This is a genomic window from Streptomyces sp. NPDC002566, from assembly GCF_042889585.1.
Taxonomy (GTDB): domain Bacteria; phylum Actinomycetota; class Actinomycetes; order Streptomycetales; family Streptomycetaceae; genus Streptomyces.
This window is the reverse complement of record NZ_JBIARD010000002.1, coordinates 33,387-50,484: the sequence shown is the minus strand read 5'-3', so window position 1 is coordinate 50,484 and position 17,098 is coordinate 33,387. Positions and strand designations below refer to the sequence as shown.

General features: G+C 69.8%; 17 protein-coding genes and 4 pseudogenes. 5 read left to right on the top strand and 16 right to left on the bottom strand.

Annotation, left to right across the window (positions count from 1 at the left end):
- Positions 1-191 precede the first annotated feature (191 nt).
- The 11 genes and pseudogenes from ACFYXA_RS07495 to ACFYXA_RS07445 all read right to left on the bottom strand — a co-directional run.
- Positions 192-841: pseudogene (locus ACFYXA_RS07495) on the bottom strand (IS5 family transposase); the annotation flags it as partial.
- A 1,054-nt stretch (positions 842-1,895) separates the two neighbouring features.
- On the bottom strand, positions 1,896-2,144 hold the full coding sequence (locus ACFYXA_RS07490) for a winged helix-turn-helix domain-containing protein (RefSeq protein ID WP_389029284.1): 249 nt from the start codon (positions 2,142-2,144) through the stop codon (positions 1,896-1,898).
- Positions 2,145-2,420: 276 nt separating this feature from the next.
- Complete coding sequence (locus ACFYXA_RS07485; RefSeq protein ID WP_389029281.1) at positions 2,421-2,705, bottom strand: GNAT family N-acetyltransferase; 285 nt, start codon at positions 2,703-2,705, stop codon at positions 2,421-2,423.
- Entirely contained in the window at positions 2,699-3,184 is a 486-nt protein-coding gene (locus ACFYXA_RS07480) for a rhodanese-like domain-containing protein (protein WP_351095657.1), read from the bottom strand. Before ACFYXA_RS07480 ends, ACFYXA_RS07485 begins: the two co-directional genes overlap by 7 nt.
- A 160-nt stretch (positions 3,185-3,344) precedes the next feature.
- Positions 3,345-4,325 (bottom strand): helix-turn-helix domain-containing protein, encoded by a 981-nt coding sequence (locus ACFYXA_RS07475; protein WP_389029276.1) that lies wholly within the window; start codon positions 4,323-4,325, stop codon positions 3,345-3,347.
- A gap of 220 nt (positions 4,326-4,545) precedes the next feature.
- Positions 4,546-4,773, bottom strand: a pseudogene (locus tag ACFYXA_RS07470) (ISAzo13 family transposase); the annotation flags it as partial.
- Positions 4,774-4,923: 150 nt separating this feature from the next.
- Positions 4,924-5,697, bottom strand: coding sequence for a PIG-L deacetylase family protein (locus ACFYXA_RS07465; RefSeq protein ID WP_389029273.1), 774 nt, complete (start codon positions 5,695-5,697; stop codon positions 4,924-4,926).
- Between the two features lie 249 nt (positions 5,698-5,946).
- Entirely contained in the window at positions 5,947-6,237 is a 291-nt protein-coding gene (locus ACFYXA_RS07460) for a hypothetical protein (protein WP_389029269.1), read from the bottom strand.
- Positions 6,234-7,019, bottom strand: a complete 786-nt coding sequence (locus ACFYXA_RS07455; RefSeq protein ID WP_389029266.1) for a class I SAM-dependent methyltransferase — start codon at positions 7,017-7,019, stop codon at positions 6,234-6,236. The genes ACFYXA_RS07460 and ACFYXA_RS07455 overlap by 4 nt, the downstream gene beginning before the upstream one ends.
- 29 nt (positions 7,020-7,048) lie before the next feature.
- The gene (locus ACFYXA_RS07450) at positions 7,049-7,630 is read right to left on the bottom strand and encodes a class I SAM-dependent methyltransferase (protein WP_389029263.1); all 582 of its coding nucleotides are present in this window, start codon (positions 7,628-7,630) and stop codon (positions 7,049-7,051) included.
- A gap of 47 nt (positions 7,631-7,677) precedes the next feature.
- On the bottom strand, positions 7,678-9,648 hold the full coding sequence (locus tag ACFYXA_RS07445) for an ATP-binding cassette domain-containing protein (RefSeq protein ID WP_389029260.1): 1,971 nt from the start codon (positions 9,646-9,648) through the stop codon (positions 7,678-7,680).
- Between the two features lie 259 nt (positions 9,649-9,907).
- Here ACFYXA_RS07445 and ACFYXA_RS07440 point away from each other — a divergent pair, with 259 nt between their 5' ends.
- Together ACFYXA_RS07440 and ACFYXA_RS07435 are read left to right on the top strand one after the other, a co-directional pair.
- Complete coding sequence (locus ACFYXA_RS07440) at positions 9,908-10,264, top strand: hypothetical protein (protein ID WP_389029257.1); 357 nt, start codon at positions 9,908-9,910, stop codon at positions 10,262-10,264.
- A 12-nt stretch (positions 10,265-10,276) separates the two neighbouring features.
- Entirely contained in the window at positions 10,277-10,480 is a 204-nt protein-coding gene (locus ACFYXA_RS07435) for a WhiB family transcriptional regulator (protein WP_389029254.1), read from the top strand.
- 55 nt (positions 10,481-10,535) lie between these two features.
- Here the strand turns inward: ACFYXA_RS07435 and ACFYXA_RS07430 are convergent, their stop codons facing one another.
- Positions 10,536-10,661 carry a hypothetical protein gene (locus ACFYXA_RS07430; RefSeq protein WP_352246148.1) on the bottom strand — a complete coding sequence of 42 codons (126 nt, stop codon included), beginning with the start codon at positions 10,659-10,661 and terminating at the stop codon, positions 10,536-10,538.
- A 366-nt stretch (positions 10,662-11,027) separates the two neighbouring features.
- On the opposite strand from ACFYXA_RS07430, the gene ACFYXA_RS07425 reads away from it, so the two are divergent.
- The 3 genes from ACFYXA_RS07425 to ACFYXA_RS07415 all read left to right on the top strand — a co-directional run bounded on the left by ACFYXA_RS07425 (position 11,028) and on the right by ACFYXA_RS07415 (position 14,712).
- On the top strand, positions 11,028-12,209 hold the full coding sequence (locus tag ACFYXA_RS07425; protein WP_389029249.1) for an FAD-dependent monooxygenase: 1,182 nt from the start codon (positions 11,028-11,030) through the stop codon (positions 12,207-12,209).
- On the top strand, positions 12,209-13,747 hold the full coding sequence (locus tag ACFYXA_RS07420; protein WP_389029245.1) for a hypothetical protein: 1,539 nt from the start codon (positions 12,209-12,211) through the stop codon (positions 13,745-13,747). Before ACFYXA_RS07425 ends, ACFYXA_RS07420 begins: the two co-directional genes overlap by 1 nt.
- Before the next feature lie 392 nt (positions 13,748-14,139).
- Positions 14,140-14,712: a DUF4240 domain-containing protein gene (locus ACFYXA_RS07415; RefSeq protein ID WP_389029242.1), complete on the top strand. Its 573-nt coding sequence runs from the start codon at positions 14,140-14,142 to the stop codon at positions 14,710-14,712.
- A 26-nt stretch (positions 14,713-14,738) separates the two neighbouring features.
- On the opposite strand, the gene ACFYXA_RS07410 is transcribed toward ACFYXA_RS07415, so the two are convergent.
- The 4 genes and pseudogenes from ACFYXA_RS07410 to ACFYXA_RS07395 all read right to left on the bottom strand — a co-directional run bounded on the left by ACFYXA_RS07410 (position 14,739) and on the right by ACFYXA_RS07395 (position 16,889).
- Entirely contained in the window at positions 14,739-14,999 is a 261-nt protein-coding gene (locus ACFYXA_RS07410; protein WP_389029239.1) for a transposase, read from the bottom strand.
- A gap of 10 nt (positions 15,000-15,009) precedes the next feature.
- Positions 15,010-16,297: pseudogene (locus tag ACFYXA_RS07405) on the bottom strand (MFS transporter).
- Positions 16,298-16,487: 190 nt separating this feature from the next.
- Positions 16,488-16,601, bottom strand: a pseudogene (locus ACFYXA_RS07400) (IS5/IS1182 family transposase); the annotation flags it as partial.
- Between the two features lie 48 nt (positions 16,602-16,649).
- Positions 16,650-16,889 carry a hypothetical protein gene (locus ACFYXA_RS07395; RefSeq protein WP_389029236.1) on the bottom strand — a complete coding sequence of 80 codons (240 nt, stop codon included), beginning with the start codon at positions 16,887-16,889 and terminating at the stop codon, positions 16,650-16,652.
- Positions 16,890-17,098: the final 209 nt, after the last annotated feature.

Genomic DNA, 17,098 nt, shown 5'->3' with positions numbered 1-17,098 from the left:
GAACAGCGTGCGCCTGATGCGGGCCTCCTCCACGGAGCTCCGGCCCAGGCGCACGCTCTGTCATGCGGCACTTCCACCCGCTCGCCGACTTCGCCCGGTCTCTGGACACCTCACGAACCACCGGCTGAGCACCTCGCTAGCTCTTCAGGCTGCTCGTGCACTCGGAGCCAAGATCTTTGTGGGACAGCCCTTTAGTGGCCCTGACAAAGCCTCCGGACGTGTCGATGGGTGATCAGGCAGACAGCGAGTCCGAGGAGGGCCTCATGAATGTCGTCGCGTCGTTCCCACCGGATCCGCAGGCGGCGGAAGCCGTGAAGCCAGAAGATCGTCCGCTCGACGACCCAGCGGAAGGTGCTCAGGCTGCTGTTGTGCGGTTGTCCCCGTTCGGCGATCGCGGGCCGGATGCCGCGCTGCCGCAGGAAGCGACGGTACTTGTCGTGGTCGTAGCCGCGGTCCGCGAAGAGCGTGTTGGGCCGCCTGCGCGGCCAGCCGGCGCCCCCAGCTACTGCCGGGATCTTGTCCAGCAGGGGCAGCAGCTGCGTGACGTCGTTACGGTTGCCGCCGGTCAGCGACACCGCGAGCGGGATGCCCTGGCCGTCGGTGATGATGTGGTGTTTGCTGCCCGGCCGTGCGCGGTCGACCGGGCTGGGCCCGCTTTTGGGCCCCTGCGGGCGGCCCGGACGTGGGAGGAGTCGATCACCGCCCGCGACCAGTCCGGCTGGTTCTTCGACCGCAGCTTGTTCAGCAGGAGCTGGTGCAGCTGGTCCCAGACGCCGGCCTCGTTCCAGGCCACGAGGCGTCGCCAGCAGGTCATTCCTGACCCGAAGCCGAGCTCCTGGGGCCCCCGGCCCGGTTCTACGGTCAGGTAGCCACATCTATGGCCTCGCCCGGTGACGTCTGCGCAATTCAGCCAGTCGTTTGCGTGCTGCTTCGCTCCTGGGTTCGTCGTCTCCGGCCTGCTGGGGCCTGTGCCGGGCCGAAGGCAGTGTCGGCGGCGGCTGCCAGGATGACCGTCATGACCGACACCACGGGGATGGTCCGCCACGATGCGGCGGATCCCGCGGAAAGCCTCCTCACTCAAGACGATGCCGACCTGGAACGGCAGTTCACGATCCTGACCCACCGCCAGACAGGCAGCCTCATCGAACGACGTGAGGCCCTGCGGCCCCTCTGCGAGACCATCGTCGCGCGTAGCGGCCAGCCCACAAGTGAGTGCCTGGGACATCAGTGCCGGCGACAACGGCGAGCTGTGGGTGCCCGGCATCGGAATCGACGTGCACCCGCGCCGCGGCGAACACTTCTGACGCCTTCTCGCTTCCCAAGACGAGCCGGTGGGACCGGCGGTGACCGGAACGGCAGTCCGGCCTGGGACGCGGCGGCGATGGACTGTGGCGGCTGACCACTGCCCGGGCCAGCACCGGCCCCGAGCGGGAGCTGCTGATCGCGGCCGAGGACATCCGCTCGGGCCCGGCCTGGCAGACCCCGGCAGAGACGGACGCGGCGGCGCGGCAGCTGCTCCTGGCGGCCGAGGCCCTGGAGGACGAGGTGGGCTGGCACTCCCCAGCCCGCTTCAAGACGACCGCCGTCCTGGCCCACCGACTGCTTGCCGGCCCGGACGCCACGGCGGGCGCGCAGATGCTTTACGAGCAGGGGCCGGCCTGGGAGGAGCGGTTACCAGGACGCTCTCCAGGCCGCTGCGCGGCCTGTGATGTTGCTGCATGACATGGCCTACGACTGGACAGGACGCGGAGGCACGGCCGTATGGCGCGCCTACCGCAGAGTCGCCGTGCAGGACTTCGAGGACTGGCTGACCTCATCGGTCCACGGCGAGGACTCCACGACGCACGTGGTGAGCCCGCCGGGCTGCTGCAGCATGCTCCGGCCGGCTGGCATGTTCACGCCAGTGGGTGGCTGACGGCCGGCACCTCCTTGACCCACCCGGCCACCGCCTCGTCGTCCCGCTCGATCGCACGTCGAGCCGGGACCTGGCACGACCAGCCATTACGCACCAGGAGCTTGCGCACGCCCTGGATCGTGTACGTCAGATGGAAGCGCCGGCCGATCACCGTCCTGACCCGTAGCAGCGTCCACCGCTGGTCCTCCCAGCCGTGCGCGGCCAGCCTCTTGGCCAGCTCCGCCTCCAACTGCGCGAACAGCTCTCGCTCAGCTCGGCAGCGACGCAGGCCCCTGCGACCGCAGAGCGCGGGAGCCGCCCTCGTCCCACACCTGCCGCCACCGGTGCACCAAGCGGACACCGACCCGCAGCTCCTCGGCGATCACCGAACTCGCCTCACTCTGGGCGAACCTCTCGGCCGCCTGGAACCATGACTCCCCGCGGAGCGGAACTGCTGCCGTTCGGCGATCAGCCCGCCCGCTTGTGAATCCCGCATCCCCGGTGAAATCGCACGGGCGACGAGCCGTCAGCCCCTACGACTCCACGAGTTCAACCTCATTAGATCCTCTGAGTCAGCAGCATCTTTCCTGTAGGTGGCGTAGCCGATCAGTTCGCCGTGGTCGACCACGAGGCCCCATGCTCTCGGATGTGCCGAGAACAGCACGGGCTCCAGGCGGGTGGCGAGATCAGCGGGCGCGGGTTCGGCGCGCTCGAAGGCAGCGTGGGCGGCGCACAGGCGGGCTATCGCCCGCAGGTCTGCCGTGGTGGCCGGGCGGATCACGCCGTCCGGCCGTGCGGTGTTCTTCAGCATGCGCAGGAGATACCGGAGCGCGGGGCGGTCAGGTCGTCGACAGGGCGCTGCTCGACACCCGTGGCGGAGTCGTAGGCGAAGCCCTCGCGTACCCAGTACTCGAAGCCGCCGAGCATTTCCTTGACCTGGTAGCCGAGGCGGGCGAAGGCCAGCGCCGCGCGGGTCGCGCCGTTGCAGCCGGGACCCCAGCAGTAGGTGACCACGGTCTGGCCCGGATCGATCAGCTGCGGCACCAGCTCGGCAATCTGCGCGGTGGGGATGTGAAGGGCGCCGGGGATGTGGCCCTGGTCCCAGCCGGCACTGCTGCGGGTGTCGACCACCACGACGCCGGGGGCGCCGGATTCCAGGTCGGCGTGGACGTCGGAGACATCCGCCTCGAAGGCGAGACGGGCGGCGTAGTGGGCGGCGGCCTCGGCCGGAGCGGCGGCGGGCACGCTCAGGACAGCACTGGTGATCTCGGCGGAAGCGGTGGCAGACATAGGGCGGGTACCTCTTTGTTGCTGGTCGGGACGGGGTCTGGTGAGCCGTGCCGGGTTTCCCCGGCCGGCGACGACTCCATCCTCTGATCCCTGAGCCCGCCCTACGAGTGGCGTGAACGCCTGAAGTCTCCAAGTTTCCGCCAGTCGTACGGAGCGACCCTTATGGGTGCACGGGGGCGCTGGTGAACGTCTTGCGGTAGGCCGTCGGTGTCGTACGCATCCGGCGGGTGAAGTGGTGCCGATACGTCGCGGTACTGTCGAAGCCGACCGCGGCGGAGATCTCGTCCACGGTGCCCTCGCCGGACTCGAGCAGTGGCAGGCTGGCAGCCACCCGCTGTGCGATGACCCAGCGCATGGGACTCACGCCGTTGCGGCGGGTGAAGTGCCTCAAGTACGAGCGTTCCGACATGCGCGCAGCCCGGGCCAGGGCGGACACGGACAGCGGCGTGTGCAGATGACGCAGCGCCCAGTTCATGCTCTGCATGACGCCGTCGTCCTCGGGGCCGACGTCTCCCACCGCCGCCTCGATGAACTGGGCCTGTCCACCCTCGCGGTGTGGGGGGACGACGAAGCGGCGCGCCACCGCGTTGGCGACGGCCGCACCGTGATCGGCCCGGACGAGGTAGAGGCACAGGTCGATGCCGGCCGCGCTGCCCGCGCTGGTGAGGACGTCGCCGTTGTCGACGTACAGCACGTCGGGCTCGACCTCGATCTGGGGATGCCGTTCGGCGAGCGTGCGGGCGTAGCGCCAGTGGGTGGTGGCGCGCCGGCCCTCCAGCAGTCCGGTAGCGGCCAGCGCGAAGGCACCCGAGCAGATCGACACCAGGCGAGCCCCCCGCGCATGTGCCCGCAGCAGCGCGTCCACCAAGGCGGGCGAGACCTCCGCCCCGGCCTTGGCCACCCCCGGCACGATCACCGTGTCCGCCGCGGCCAGCGCATCGAGCCCGTGCTCGACGCGCACAGTGAACCCGCCGACCGCCCGCAGATCCCGGCCGGGCTCCTCGGCGCATACCCGCAGCTCGTACCAGGGCAGGTCTCCCAACTCGGGCCGGGACAGGCCGAAGACCTCCACCACCACGCCCAGCTCGAAGGGTGCCATCCCATTGAACGCCAGCACGGCCACTACATGCGTCTTCGCCATGGCTGCATCTTAATAATCATCAAGATCCAGCCATGACGGCGCGTGGCGGTGAGATGGGGCGACTGGGCAGGGGGCCCAGCCAGGGCCCTAAAGGGCCAGCATCCATCACCGGCAACCGTGATGCGGATGCTGCGCGAACCCAAGAAACGGACCAGCGCACTTGTGGCGTCGCAAGCGACCAACTGCCCACCACCTTCAGCGAGGGTCAAGATCGTTCCTTGCGGGTCGTGGTCGCGGCGATGGACTGGACGATGACTTCATGGCTGGTCAGCGGGCGGCCGTGCCAGTTCATGGTGATGTGAGAGAAGAGCCGATGCTCGATCTTGTTCCACTTCGATGTGCCCGGCGGCAGGTGACAGAGGGTGATCGTCAGTCCTGTTTCGGCCGCGAGCCGGGCGAGTTCGAGCTTCCAGGCCCGGGTGCGGTAGCCGTTCGAGCCGCCCGCGTCGGGTGATCATCGGCTGTACGGGCTGGCGGCCGGGGAAGAGCCGTCAGGGCCACGCTGAGGCGTTCGTCGGGGGCGGAAGTCGTCGTCATCGCTCTCCGATGGATAGGTGCTGGCTCGTGGGTTCGAGGGTGGCCGGCGCAGGGTGAGGTGTCAGTGGGTCAGCTGGGCCGGGTCGCCCTTTGCTGGGCCGGGGGTGAGGCGGGTGAAGTTCTCGGTCTGGATGATCCGGTTGCGGTCGGCTTCGGGGAGGCGGGCGAGGATGCCGGGCAGGGACCGCTCGCGGGCGACTTCGCCGCCGTGCGCGAGGATCGCCCGCCACTTCATGTCGGCCCAGGGTGTGACGTCGACGCTGGTGGTCACGTACGAGTCCGGTACCGCGAGGATGGTCTTGCCCACCCCTTGCAGCAGCGGGCCGAGCAGGCCGACACCGGACTCGGGGTGCGTGGCCGCGTACAGGGCGGTCGGCTGCCAGGGCGGGCCGGCTTCGGGGTACAGGTGGGCCAGGCCGGCCGCTTCGACGGCGAGCAAGGTGATCTGGTGCGTGCGTACGTGGTCGGGGTGGCCGGTCAGCTGGCCCAGGGCGTCGTGTCCGACGACGATGTCGGGTCGGAAATCCCGGATATGGGCGACGAGGCGGCTGACTGCTTCGTCGAGGGGAGCGTCGACGAGTCGGGGCTGACCGGGCGCGGCCTCGTGGTTGCGTGCGTCGTTGTAGCCGAGCAGGCGTGGGGCGCCGGCGCCCAAGACACATAGCGCGTCGGTGAGTTCGGGCGTGCGGCGGCTGTCCGGCGCCCAGGTTGCGGTGACGACGGCGGTACGGGCGCCGGAGGCGTGATGCTGGGCGAGCACGCCGCCGGCCAGGAGGCTCTCGTCGTCCGGGTGCGCGAACACCCCCAGCAGCGAAGGCAGGTTCGGGACGTTCATGGTGAAGAGTCTCCTTATGGGTGTGGTTCCGGGGTGGCGCCAACCGCGCGACATCCCCCTGCGGAAGGCCGCCGGTCAGAACAGGGCTCCCTGTTCCGCGTCCGGGCCGGGGGCGGTCGGGTGGGCTGCAATCCGTGTCCGGCGCCCGGGTTGCGGTGACGACGGCGGTCCGGGCGCCGCACGCCTGGCGGGCAACGATTCCGGCTTCCGTGGAAGCGCGGTGGGCGACCAGTCCGTATGGCGGCGTAGTCAGGGCGCGTTGAGCTGCGCCATCACCTCGGCAGCGGGGGCGGCCGAGGTGAGCATTCGCTGGGTGATGCCCTTGAGCTGGACGTCCCGCGCGGTCACGGGCGCGTCGGCAGGCGGTCGCATCAGATCCTCGAACCGGCCGGTTTCCACCAGTCGGCCTTCCAGGGGGCGCAGCGCCGGTGCCGCGACCTCGATCAGCTCGGCGGGCCGTCCTGCCGGGGTGAGGTCCTCGAAGTCGATCTCCACGAACGTTGTCGCGGCGAAGCGGGGATCGTCCGTCACCGCGATCACGACGTCGCGTCCCTTGGAACCGCCGTCGGCTTCCGGTCGACGGCTCGGTGGTCGTTCCGGTGGACTGGCCCGGCGTGACCGCCCGGGCTGGGTATCCGCTGCGGGCGCCGGGCTGCGTACAGCCGATAGGAAACGTGGTTGTCCGGTTTCGGGGAGTGGATCGCGGTGGCCGCCTCCATTCTGAGCCCGTGCTGCACCAAGAGGTCCTCCCACAGGTACGGGGTGAGAACCCACATGTTCACTCGGTGGTCTTCGGTGGTACCGGGCAGCCGCAGGATCTCGGGGCGGAGCATCAACTCAGCTGACGGCCCGGTGCCATCGGAGTTGGTGTGCAGCGCCGAGAAGGGCAGTCGGCCTCCCGGTGCAAGGCCGTTGGCCAGGACTGGCAGCAGCCGGTCGGGGTCCAGGTAGGGCATGGAGCCGACGGAGTAGATCAGGTCGTACGGATCGGTGTCGCGCAGGTGGGCCACCGCGTCGGCGCACACCAGGTGCAGACCCAGGGTGTCCGGGTAACGGGTGAGGGTGCGCTGGTGCTGGGCGGGGGAGGCATCCACGGCTGTGACGTCGGCGCCCCGGGGGGCGGGGTAAGCGGCATGCCGGCCAAGGCCGCTGCCGACGTCGAGGACGCGTAGCCCGTTCACGTCGCCGAGGGCTTCGATGCCGGGACCGATGTCGGGGATGCCCCAGTCCCACCGGTCCAGCTCGGGCAGCTCCAGCCTTCTGGCCAGTTGGTGGGCGCCGTAGACGTTCCAGGTTGCGACGGTGTCCGATTCGGTGGTCACCAAGGTCTCCATCCTGTAGCCGGAGCGGATCAGGGGTGCAGGGCGTAGCAGCGCAGGACGTCGAGGTCGGCGGTCCGGACGGCGGACCAGCCCGCGGTGAGGGTTTCCGCCTGGGCGGGAGTGATGCCGAGGCTCTGCAAAGGGTCGGTATCGGGGCGGCGCCCGGCGATCTCGGTGACCACCCAGAAGGTCCCGCCCGGGGCAAGGAGGTGGCGGACGCGGTCGAGGAAGGCGGCCTTGTCGTCGATCCATCGGTAGACCAGGCGGCAGGTGACGACCGCGTACGCCGGCTCGGGCAGGGCACGGAGGTCGTCGGTGGTGACGTCCATGCACCGCCACACCGGCTCGTGACCGGGCCCCGCGTCCTGGGCGGCGGCGAGCGCGATGGCGCTGGGGGAGCAGTCGATGCCGGTGGCGCGGTAGCCGAGTTCGGCGAGGTGCCGGGCGAGCGCGCCTTCGCCGCAGCCGATGTCGAGGGCGGGGCGGTCGCGACCGGGGCCGAGTCGGTCTTCCAGCAACCGGTTCTCGGTGTCGTCGAGTTGCCGGTAGCGGCGGCCCTGGGACCAGAGCGGCTCCCAGTAGGTCGCGGCTGCGGTGGACGAGGTGGCCATGAAGGAGCTCCTTCGCGGGCGGGCGGCACGGCCGTGCGGACTGGAAATCACGCGGTGTCGCCCGCCTCGCCACTGCCGGTGCGCTGCTGAAGTTCCCACAGGGACCGGAACAGGCCCGGCTCCCGGGTGAGCTGCGTGTAGGTCCCTTCCTGCACCAGGCGTCCCTGGTCGAGGACGACGATCCGGTCGGCTACGGCGACGTTGGCGAGCCGGTGCGTGATCAGGAGGATGGCCCGGTCCTTGGCCAGCTCCCGCAGCCCGGTGAAGACGTGGTGCTCAGCTCGGGCGTCGAGGGCGGCCGTGGGTTCGTCCATCACCAGCAGGGCCGCGTCGCGGTGGAAGGCCCGGGTGAGCACGACGCGCTGCCACTGCCCGCCGGACAGCTGCTGGCCGCCGAACCACTCGGAGGTCAACAGCGTGTCGAGACCGGACCGGAGAGCGGGCAGCATGTCGGCGGCTCCGGACGCCGCACAGGCCGCCAGGACAGCGGCGTCACTGCTGTCGCCCTGCCCGAAGGTGATGTTGTCCCGCAAGGTCAGCGGCAGGTACGTGTACCGCTGCGGGGCCAGGGCGACGTGTTTCCACGCCTCCCAGGGCTCCATCTGGGCGGTGGTGGCGTGGTCCCACGCAACCTCGCCGGAGGTGGGCAGGAGCAGGCCGCAGATCAGCCGCGACAGAGTGGACTTCCCCGATCCGTTCTCCCCGACCAGTGCCACGATCTCCCCGCGCCGCACCCGCAGCGACACCTCGCTCAGGCTGTCCCGGTCGGCGCCGTCATAGCGGTAGGTGACGTCGCGGACCTCGAACCGCTCCGGGGCCGCGGACAGCGTCTTCGTACCGCGCGAGCCGGTCATGGCCTGGCCGTGGGCGTTGTCGAGGAAGTTCTGCCAGTCCTGCACGTACCAGCCGGTGCGCACCAGCCGGGCACCACCGTTGATGATCCCGCGGACGGATCCGGTCGCGGTCTGGAGGGCGAAGACCGCGCCGCCGCCGGCCGCCAGGTCCATGCGCCCGGAGGCCAGAAGCCACAGCAGCGCGGCCCACACCGCGGCCGAGGCCACCCCACCGGCGGCCGCGCCCGCCAGTCCCATCCAGGCGCCGGTGTCCGCGGCCTTGCGTTCGGCGGCGTTGACCGAGGCGGCGAGCCGCCGGTACCGGCCGAGGAGGAACGGGCCGGCCAGGCAGGCCCGCATCTCCTCGCTGGACTCCATGTAAGCCATGTGCCAGCGCAGTTTGTGCAGCATCCGGCGCCGGCCGGAGGTTTCCAGCCCGGCCAGGTACACCACGCGCGCGGCTCGCACGTACGCAGCTGCCTGCGGCAGACACGCCAGCAGCAGAGGCAGGAGGAGCGGATGGATCACGGCGAGGACGGTGGCTCCGGCCGTGAGGGTCGCGGTGGCGGCCAGCACGTCCTGGGCTTCCTCCACGAGATCGGGGGTGACCTGGGAGCCGCGGTCGGCGATGTCGTAGAAGTCGTTGTAGCCGGGCTGGTTGTTCGCGGCGAGCTCGGCGCCGAGCGCGGCTTCGATCATGGTGAGCTCCGCAGCCCGGGCCAGAAAAGGCCGCAGCCGCCCGGTCAGCCACGTCACCGTGATGCCCAGCAGTGCGCGAAGGCCGGTCGCCGCGGCGATGACGGCCAGCTGCGGGGCCGCCTCCCACAGCCGGTCGGAGATCTCGCCGGAGGAAATCAGCGCGGTCAGGGTCCCGGTGACGGCCAGCAGACCCAGGGCCGCGAGCACGCCGGTGCCCACCTGGCAGGCGAGCAGACCGGCCGTCGCGACCCGGTCCACTCGCCAGGCCATCTTCAAGGAGCGCAGCACCAGCGCGGGCAGGCGCCGCGCCATCGTGACGGTCGTCATCTGCGCCCCGGCCTGAAGCCGAGAGGCGTCCCGGTAGAGGAACTCCTCCTCCTGCGGCGTGCTCACAGCGTCCTGGGGAGGACTCGCCTCCGATACGTCCTTGCCCTGCTGCGCGGATGTACTGCCCCTGCTCAAGCTGCCCCCTGATCTGTCGGTCATGGCTGAACCGTGAGGCTCAACGAGCCAGCCGTGATATCGAACTGACGTGTTTCAGCCGCTCCGGATTTCCCGAGATAGAGCGGGTGGCGGCGCGTGGAAGATGCATGGACCGGTCCGGCACAACGGGTCTGCCGAGTCGCGTAGTTGGCCGAATCGCCGAGGGTCGCTCCGGCGGGGCCGGCTAACGACCTCGTGCATGGTTGGCGGTGAGGGAGGCCAGCTGGCTGGCCGGCAACATTTGGACCGCCCACGAGCGGCGGTGGGAGGACGAGCGCCAGCCGATCACGTACGAATCCACCTGGCGCGACGCGGCCTGACTCCCCAGCGGGCTGCTGCGGCGACTCGGCTCCTGCACACCGTCGCCGTCCCGCAGGTCGTCACCGGTCACGAGGCCCGGCTGGGGGAGTGGTGGATCCTGGAGCTGGACCACGACTCCGAGACCGGCCTGCGCCGGGCCGAGCTGGTGCAGACACTCACCGACCCGGAGCACGGACTGCCCCTGGAACTGGGGGGGGGCGATCAGGAGACGTGGGGTGAGCGAGCGGTCTGCCGAACCGCTGATCCCGACAAGCTCTTCGTGGACGGCGCGGCCCAGAACAGCGCCAAGGCCCTCTGAACCGGCTGTCCGGTGCGTACCGAATGCCTCGCCTATGCTCTCGACCACCGCATCGAGCACGGAATCTGGGGCGGCATGACCGAGCGTGAACGGCGGGCCCTCCTACGACGGCGCCCCCTGGTCACGTCCTGGCGACGCCTACTTGAAGCCGCCCGGTCGGAACACGAACGTCTCGCCGCTCCGGACGAAGGACAGGCTTCGGACGTCGCAGGATGAAAGCCGGTCTGTCCCGCCGCTTCCTCTCCCGGCACCGGCGCGGCTGAGTCCCGGCTTACAGCCGTTCCACCTCCGCGTCGACGTACCCGAACTCGCGGGCCATGTGCACCAGCACCTCCCGCAGCAGACTCTGGCGCTCCGCTCGGCCCATGGCCGGCGCGGCCGTGATGGTGACCGCCATCCGCGACGGTCCCGCCGTCGTTGGTGAGGCCGGTGATCGTGGCGTACATCGAGGTCTGACCAGGGCCCCTGGCCACGGGCGCGACCATGGATGCGACTACGGCGCCGACAGCCCGACCTCAGACGCTGCCACGGCAGCTCAGTGCACCCTCCATGTCGTCATCGAGGAAGTGCGCGCAGAGGCAACAGCGCGGCGGTGATGGGCCGGTACCGACCTGGCCGGTCCCCTTCGGTCCCTGACAGGCGTCTGTCAAGATGTTGCCATGAGCGCTGGTCAGCCGGACCTGCGTCGCGTCGCATGCCGCTCGGGCAACGGATCGACGGCCACTTGACCGGGACGGCGTCCCCGAACCCAGAGTGAGGACTCATGTCGCAGCGCGCCGTGGCCATTGTCGGTGGCGGGATCGGCGGTCTCGCGGCGGCCGTTGCCCTGCATCGCCAGGGCTGGCGCGTCGAGGTGCTCGAACGGGCCAAGGAGTTCACTGAGATCGGCGCCGGCATCTCCCTGTGGCCGAACGCGCTGCACGCGCTTGAGGTGCTCGGCCTGGCCGGTGCCGTCCGGGCGTTCGGAGCAGTCGAGGCCGTAGGTGGCGTACGCGACCTACGGGGCCGCTGGATGTCCCGTACGGACAACGCGGAGCTGACGCGCCGCTTCGGCCATCCCTTGGTGGTCTTGCACCGTGCGGACCTGTTGCGTGCGCTCATCGAGGCGCTGCCCGCTGACAGTCTGCGGTCGGGCTGCGAGGTGTCCGCGGTCCGCGATGACGGCCACGGTTTGGTCGTCGTTCACCGCAGGGGCGAGTCCCGGCCGGATCTCGTGGTCGGCGCCGACGGGCTGCGCAGCACGGTCCGCCGCGCCCTGTGGTCCAGTGAGGCCGGTCCCCGGTATGCCGGTTACACCGCCTGGCGCATGGTCACCGAGCCCCTCGCCGAGCCGCCCTGCGAGGGCGCGGTGACCTGGGGCCGCGGGGCGAGGTTCGGCTACACGGCGCTCCCGCGCGGGCGGATGTACTGCTTCGCGACGGCGTCTCTGCCGGCGGGAGCAGCCTTCGGCTCGTCCGAGTACGCCGAACTGCTGCGCCGCTTCGGGTCCTGGCCGGATCCCATCCCCGCCCTGCTGGCCGCCGTTCCCGCGGGCGCGGTGCTCCGGCACGACCTGTACGACTTGCCGCCGCTCCCCTCCTTCGTCCGCGGCCGTGTCGCGCTGCTGGGCGACGCGGCCCATGCCATGACCCCTAATCTGGGCCAGGGCGCGTGCCAGGCGCTGGAGGACTCGGTCACCCTCGCCCACTGCCTCGGCGGCACCCCGGACGTGGCCGCCGCGTTGCGCTCGTACGACCTGCTGCGCCGCTCGCGGACCCAGGCCATCACACGCCGCTCCGCCCGGCTCGGCGCAGTCGGCCAACTGTCGTGGCCGCCGGCGGTGCTGCTGCGCGACACGGCTGCCCGGTTGACGCCGACCCGGTTGACGCTGCGTTCCATGAAGCCTGTGCTCGGCTGGACCGCGCCCGGTGGCCCGGTGACCACGACGAACAGCGAGGGCCGCTGATGCCGGACTGGACTTATCACCCGCTGCGCGGCCTGGCGGCTGCCGTCCTCGGCCGGCGCCGTTCGCAGCGCACAGCGCTGCGGCTACTGGCCTCGATCGGCTCACGTCCCGCTGGCGCGCGGCTGATCGCCCGAGGGTTCGGCCATCGCCATCCGCCCAAGCGACTCGCCGGTGAGATCGCCGGCGTGCCCGTGGCCGTCCGCCTCGGTATATCCGTCCCGCCCTCGCTCGCCCACGAAGCGGTACGCGCCATGCCCCCGCTCGGGGCCGGTGTCGTCGAGGTGGCGCCCGTCTCGGCGGCCGACGCGGAGACCGTACGCGAGGCTGCTGCCGACCGCTCGATCCCGCTGGTTGTCCGCGCCTGCGACGCGGACGTCGAGACAGCCCTCAAGCCCTATGTCGACGGGTTCACCAGCAGCGATGACCCGCACGTCGTCCACGTGTCCGACCCGTCGGCCACGGCCGCGGCCGTCGCGCTCGAGGATCCAGGCGCCGTCGTGCTCGCCCGGCCCGGGGTGCTCGTCGCGGCCGGACCCGGCTGGTTCGCACGGGTCACCGAGGCAGCCACGCCCACCGAGCCCGCCCCAGCGTTACGCAACATCGGGCGCGATCCGCGCCGCTGGCCCGCCTGGTGGTGGGCGCTGCTCGTCGGGCTCGGTATGACGGGCGCCGGACTCGGGGCCGCGGCGATCACGCTCGGGCCCGTGCTGCTCTGGTACGACCGCGACTATCTCGGCATGACGTTGCATGAACTGCATGCCGCGAACCACCACCTCGTGCACTTCCTCCAGCACGACCGGATCACCATGGCCGGCACGATGGTAGCGATCGGCGTCCTCTACACCGGCCTCGCCGTGGGCGGGATCAGACGCGGCTGGCCCTGGGCGCGCGAGGTGTACCTGCTCTCGGGGGCGATCGGCTTCCCCACCTTGTTCTACTTCCTGGCCACCGGCTTCGTGGAACCACTGCACACGGCCACCACCATCATGCTGTTCCCGATGTTCGTGGCCGCGGTCCGCCGGACCCCGCACGCACCGCGATGGCGCCTGGCACCCGAGGGACCGGAGCCGGAGCGCCGACGGGCGCTGGTCGGCCAGTTGCTGCTGATCGTCACGGGAGTGGGGCTGCTCATCGGCGGAGCGGTGATCTCACTGGTCGGTCTGACCGGTGTCTTCGTACCGACCGACCTGGCCTACCTGGGCACCAGCCCGCAGATGCTCGAAACCGTCAATCCCCGGCTTGTGCCGTTCATCGCCCACGACCGCGCCGGGTTCGGCGGCGCGCTGATGGCCGCCGCGGTAGCCATCATTCTGCTCAGCGCGTGGGGCTGGCGGCGGGGCGAGGCCTGGGTGTTCTGGACCCTGGCCGTGGCGGCGGCCGCTGGCTTCCTGCCGACTGTCGTGGTACACGTCGCGATCCACTACAACGACTTCATCCACCTTGCGCCGGTCTACATCGGCATCGCCATGACCGGGACCGGCCTGCTGCTCGCGCATCCGTACCTCTGTGCCAAGGCGTCGGCGAGGTCGAAGGACTGACGGGCCGCCCCGGCAAGCGTTCCACCACCGATACACGGCCTGGCAGTTGTGTGCTCATCGGCCCTCTTCTGGCGCCGACCGCCGGTCGGTGAGGCGCTCTGGCCGGCGGCGTCACCGGCACGAGCCTCGGTGCGGTGGCCGCGTGCAGGTAGTCCCGGATGATCGACTCGACAGCATCCTGCGGACTCCTGGTGCCGGCCAGCAGCATGACCTCGATGGCCAAATCGCTGTTCAGGCTGAGGGTGACCTTCGCCATGACACCTCCTGAAGGGTTCTCGCGGAGCCTTGATGACGCTCTTTGAAATCGGCTCTGGCCGCAGTTCCGTGAAACGGCCAGACGTCGGCAGGTGGCCAGGATCGAATGTCATCGGGTCGTGGCAGAGTGCGCGGTCATGGAGATCGACACGTTCTGGGACGTCATCGAAGCCGCGCAAGCCGGGGCTGCCGCGACGGGCGAGCCTTTTGACGAGGTTCTCGTCAAGCAGCTCGCGGAGAGACCGCGGCAGGAGATCCTGGAGTATGCGGAACGCTTCGATGAGTTGCACGACGCCCTGTATCGCTGGGATGTGTGGGCAGCTGCCTACCCCATCGGGGGCGGGTGCTCCGACGACAGTTTCATGGACTTCCGCGCCGGTGTGATCGCCTTGGGCTGTCAGTGGTACCAGCGCGTGGCCGCTGACCCTGACAGCCTCGCTGCGCACCCTGATGTCGGTCAGGCTGCGAACGTCCGGGACCGTTCCGAGGCGCTGTTCTACGAGGACGTGAACTATGCAGCAAGCGGGGCGTTCGAACGGGTAACGGGTGATGAGGATGCCTTCTACGATGCCTGGCGCAGCTTCCGCGGGGCCGATACAAAGAGCGACAACGCAGTTGATATGGGTGAGGATTTCGACTTCGACGACGACAGAGAGATGAGCCGTCGGCTTCCACGTCTGGCCGCCCTGTTCCTTGGCGCCAGCCCCTGAAAGGGACTCCCGCAGGTCGGTGATGCTCAGGACTGGGTGAGGATGCGGGTCCGTAGGAGTTCGAACGAGGCTCGGCCGTACATTGCCCGCTTGAGTGTCTTCACCCGGTTCACGTTTCCTTCGACGGCTCCAGAGCTCCAAGGGAGGGTCAGGCCGGCGGTCACTGCGTCGAGGTCCTGGCGGAGGAAGCCGGCGAAGCCCTTCATGGACTTCGGTGCGTCCTGCTCGGCCTGTCGGATCCACTCCAGTAGCAGGTATCCGCGCTCGGCCCGAGCCCAGGACGTCATCGCGAGTTGATCAATCCTTACTCTCCCTGCCCGTGGCTTCTGCTCTGTCAGGTGCCAGGTCGGATGTCGAGCAACTGAGCTCGTCGGTGGTGCGGGCCCTGCGGGTACGAGAAGCGGCCAGCGCGAGTGCTTGGATGACTGCTCCGGACAGTCCGATCCACAGGGCGAAGCGATAGCTGACCTGGTCGGCGAGTACTCCGCCAAGTGGCGCCCCCACCGCTACCATTCCCCAGTTCATCGAGCGGATCGTCGCGTTCATCCGCCCGCGCAGCCGGGTGGGCGTCACCGCCTGGCGGTAGCTCATCTCCACCGGGCTTTCGATGCCGATGGCCAGCGACACGAGGAAGAAGGCGAGCAACACGGAGGCGAGCGCCCACGGTCCCCGCTCGGCCAGGACCAGGGGCAGCCAGCCGATAGCGGCGAGCAGGCGGAAGGCGATCAGGGTGGCGCCGACATCCAGCCTTTTGGCCACGCGTCCGGAGAGCGCACCGCCGAGGACTGCGCCGACACTGGCGAAGGCGTAGGTGGCCCCCAGGCCGAATTCGCCGATCTTGAGCTCGTGTAGGGCGAAGACCACGAAGACCGTGCTCACCAAGCTGTTGAAGAGGAGCATCGCGTGCGAGGTCAGCGCGATGGACGCCAGCGTGCGATGCCGGTAGACCCAGGCGAGCCCCTCGCGCAGTTCGTCGGCCAGGCTGCGTCGTGTGCCTCGATTAGGGACGGCGTCGGGTGCCTTCACCGAGGCTAGGAGCAGGCCGGATATCAGTAGGTGAGGGCGTCCACCAGCACGGCAAGCGGCGCACCCATGATTTTGATCAGTACCCCCGCGATCAGAGGGCCGGTCGAGCCGGCCACCGCACCGGCTTGTTCCACTCGGGCGTACCCGCGTTGAGGAGCTCCTTTGGCACCAGCTGCGGCACGTACGACTGGTTCGCCGCTTCGAACAGCAACGACAGCACCCCGAACGCGAAGACGAACAAGCACAGGGCAGGGATGCTGAGCTGATCCAGGGCATACAGCAGGGGTATCGCACCGAGCAGCACTACCCTTGCGAGATCTGTGCCGACCATCATCGGCTTGCGCCGGCAGCGGTCCACGACGACGCCGGCTACGAGTCCGAAGAGTAGATACGGAGCCCAGCGGGCGGCGTTGACGACGCCGACCTCCGTGGCGGACGCGCTCAGAGTCACGGCGGTGAGGATCTGCAAGGCCAGCCCCGTGACCTGAGAACCGAAAGCAGACACAGCCGAGGCGGTCCAGAAGCGTACGTACCCAGGAACTTCCACTAGGCGCGGCATGACCGGACCGTACCAGTGAAGATCACCGACAGACGATGCCGGAACAGGTCACCCCACGACGGCAACCATGCGCCAGCGTTGCCAGTTCTCATAGACATTCTCGAGCGGTCTGATCGCTAAGCGCTGGCGTGCAGCGGCCGAACTGGGGCGGAATATCCCTGTGCCCCGACCGAAGCGATCCAGCGTGAACTGGCCGCGTCAGCCGCAGCCGGAACAGCACTTCCTTGGCCGCCTCGCGGTCGGTCATGTCAGCGGGGGTGGCCTTGACGGAGAGTGGCAGCCCTTTGGTGTCCACGAACAGGTATGACAGGCCGCAGAGCAGTACATGGCAGGGATCCTGAGCGTGCCAGTGCTACGGGCAGGCACCGCCGCGCGGGCGTGCAGTGCGCGGCCGCAGCTCCTGGAGAGTGAGGGGGGCTGGGTCCCCGACGCGGGCGGTACGTTCCAGTTGGCGTACCCGGTCGTGGACGCGCTCCAGGCCGTCAGTCCCCAGCCCTTGGCCGTGGAGGTAGTACAGGCCCAGGTCGCCGTCGAGGGCGGTGAGCAGGGCCGCCACGCTGCGGATCTGGTGGGACCACAGGGCTCGCTGCACCTGGTGGCCCTGCTGTCGTGGCCGAGCAGATCGGCCAGCTCCAGTGCCGCAGCGCCCAGGTACGTGCACTCTCGACAGGACTCGGCCGGCAACTCGGCGTTCGCTTCGCTCAGGAGCCGCTCGTACTCCTCGGGGTGCGCGGAGATCAGGCGCCGGACCGCGATGTCCTCTGCCTCGAAGTAGGTCGGCTCCCACCTCGCCACACCCCC

Coding starts and splice junctions, on each gene's coding strand:
- ACFYXA_RS07425 (WP_389029249.1), top strand. CDS start 11,028: ATGTCGCAGCGCGCCGTGGCCATTGTCGGTGGCGGGATCGGCGGTCTC.
- ACFYXA_RS07420 (WP_389029245.1), top strand. CDS start 12,209: ATGCCGGACTGGACTTATCACCCGCTGCGCGGCCTGGCGGCTGCCGTC.
- ACFYXA_RS07445 (WP_389029260.1), bottom strand. CDS start 9,648: ATGACCGACAGATCAGGGGGCAGCTTGAGCAGGGGCAGTACATCCGCG.
- ACFYXA_RS07485 (WP_389029281.1), bottom strand. CDS start 2,705: ATGCTGAAGAACACCGCACGGCCGGACGGCGTGATCCGCCCGGCCACC.
- ACFYXA_RS07475 (WP_389029276.1), bottom strand. CDS start 4,325: ATGGCGAAGACGCATGTAGTGGCCGTGCTGGCGTTCAATGGGATGGCA.
- ACFYXA_RS07415 (WP_389029242.1), top strand. CDS start 14,140: ATGGAGATCGACACGTTCTGGGACGTCATCGAAGCCGCGCAAGCCGGG.
- ACFYXA_RS07430 (WP_352246148.1), bottom strand. CDS start 10,661: ATGGCGGTCACCATCACGGCCGCGCCGGCCATGGGCCGAGCGGAGCGC.
- ACFYXA_RS07465 (WP_389029273.1), bottom strand. CDS start 5,697: ATGAACGTCCCGAACCTGCCTTCGCTGCTGGGGGTGTTCGCGCACCCG.
- ACFYXA_RS07450 (WP_389029263.1), bottom strand. CDS start 7,630: ATGGCCACCTCGTCCACCGCAGCCGCGACCTACTGGGAGCCGCTCTGG.
- ACFYXA_RS07480 (WP_351095657.1), bottom strand. CDS start 3,184: ATGTCTGCCACCGCTTCCGCCGAGATCACCAGTGCTGTCCTGAGCGTG.
- ACFYXA_RS07410 (WP_389029239.1), bottom strand. CDS start 14,999: ATGACGTCCTGGGCTCGGGCCGAGCGCGGATACCTGCTACTGGAGTGG.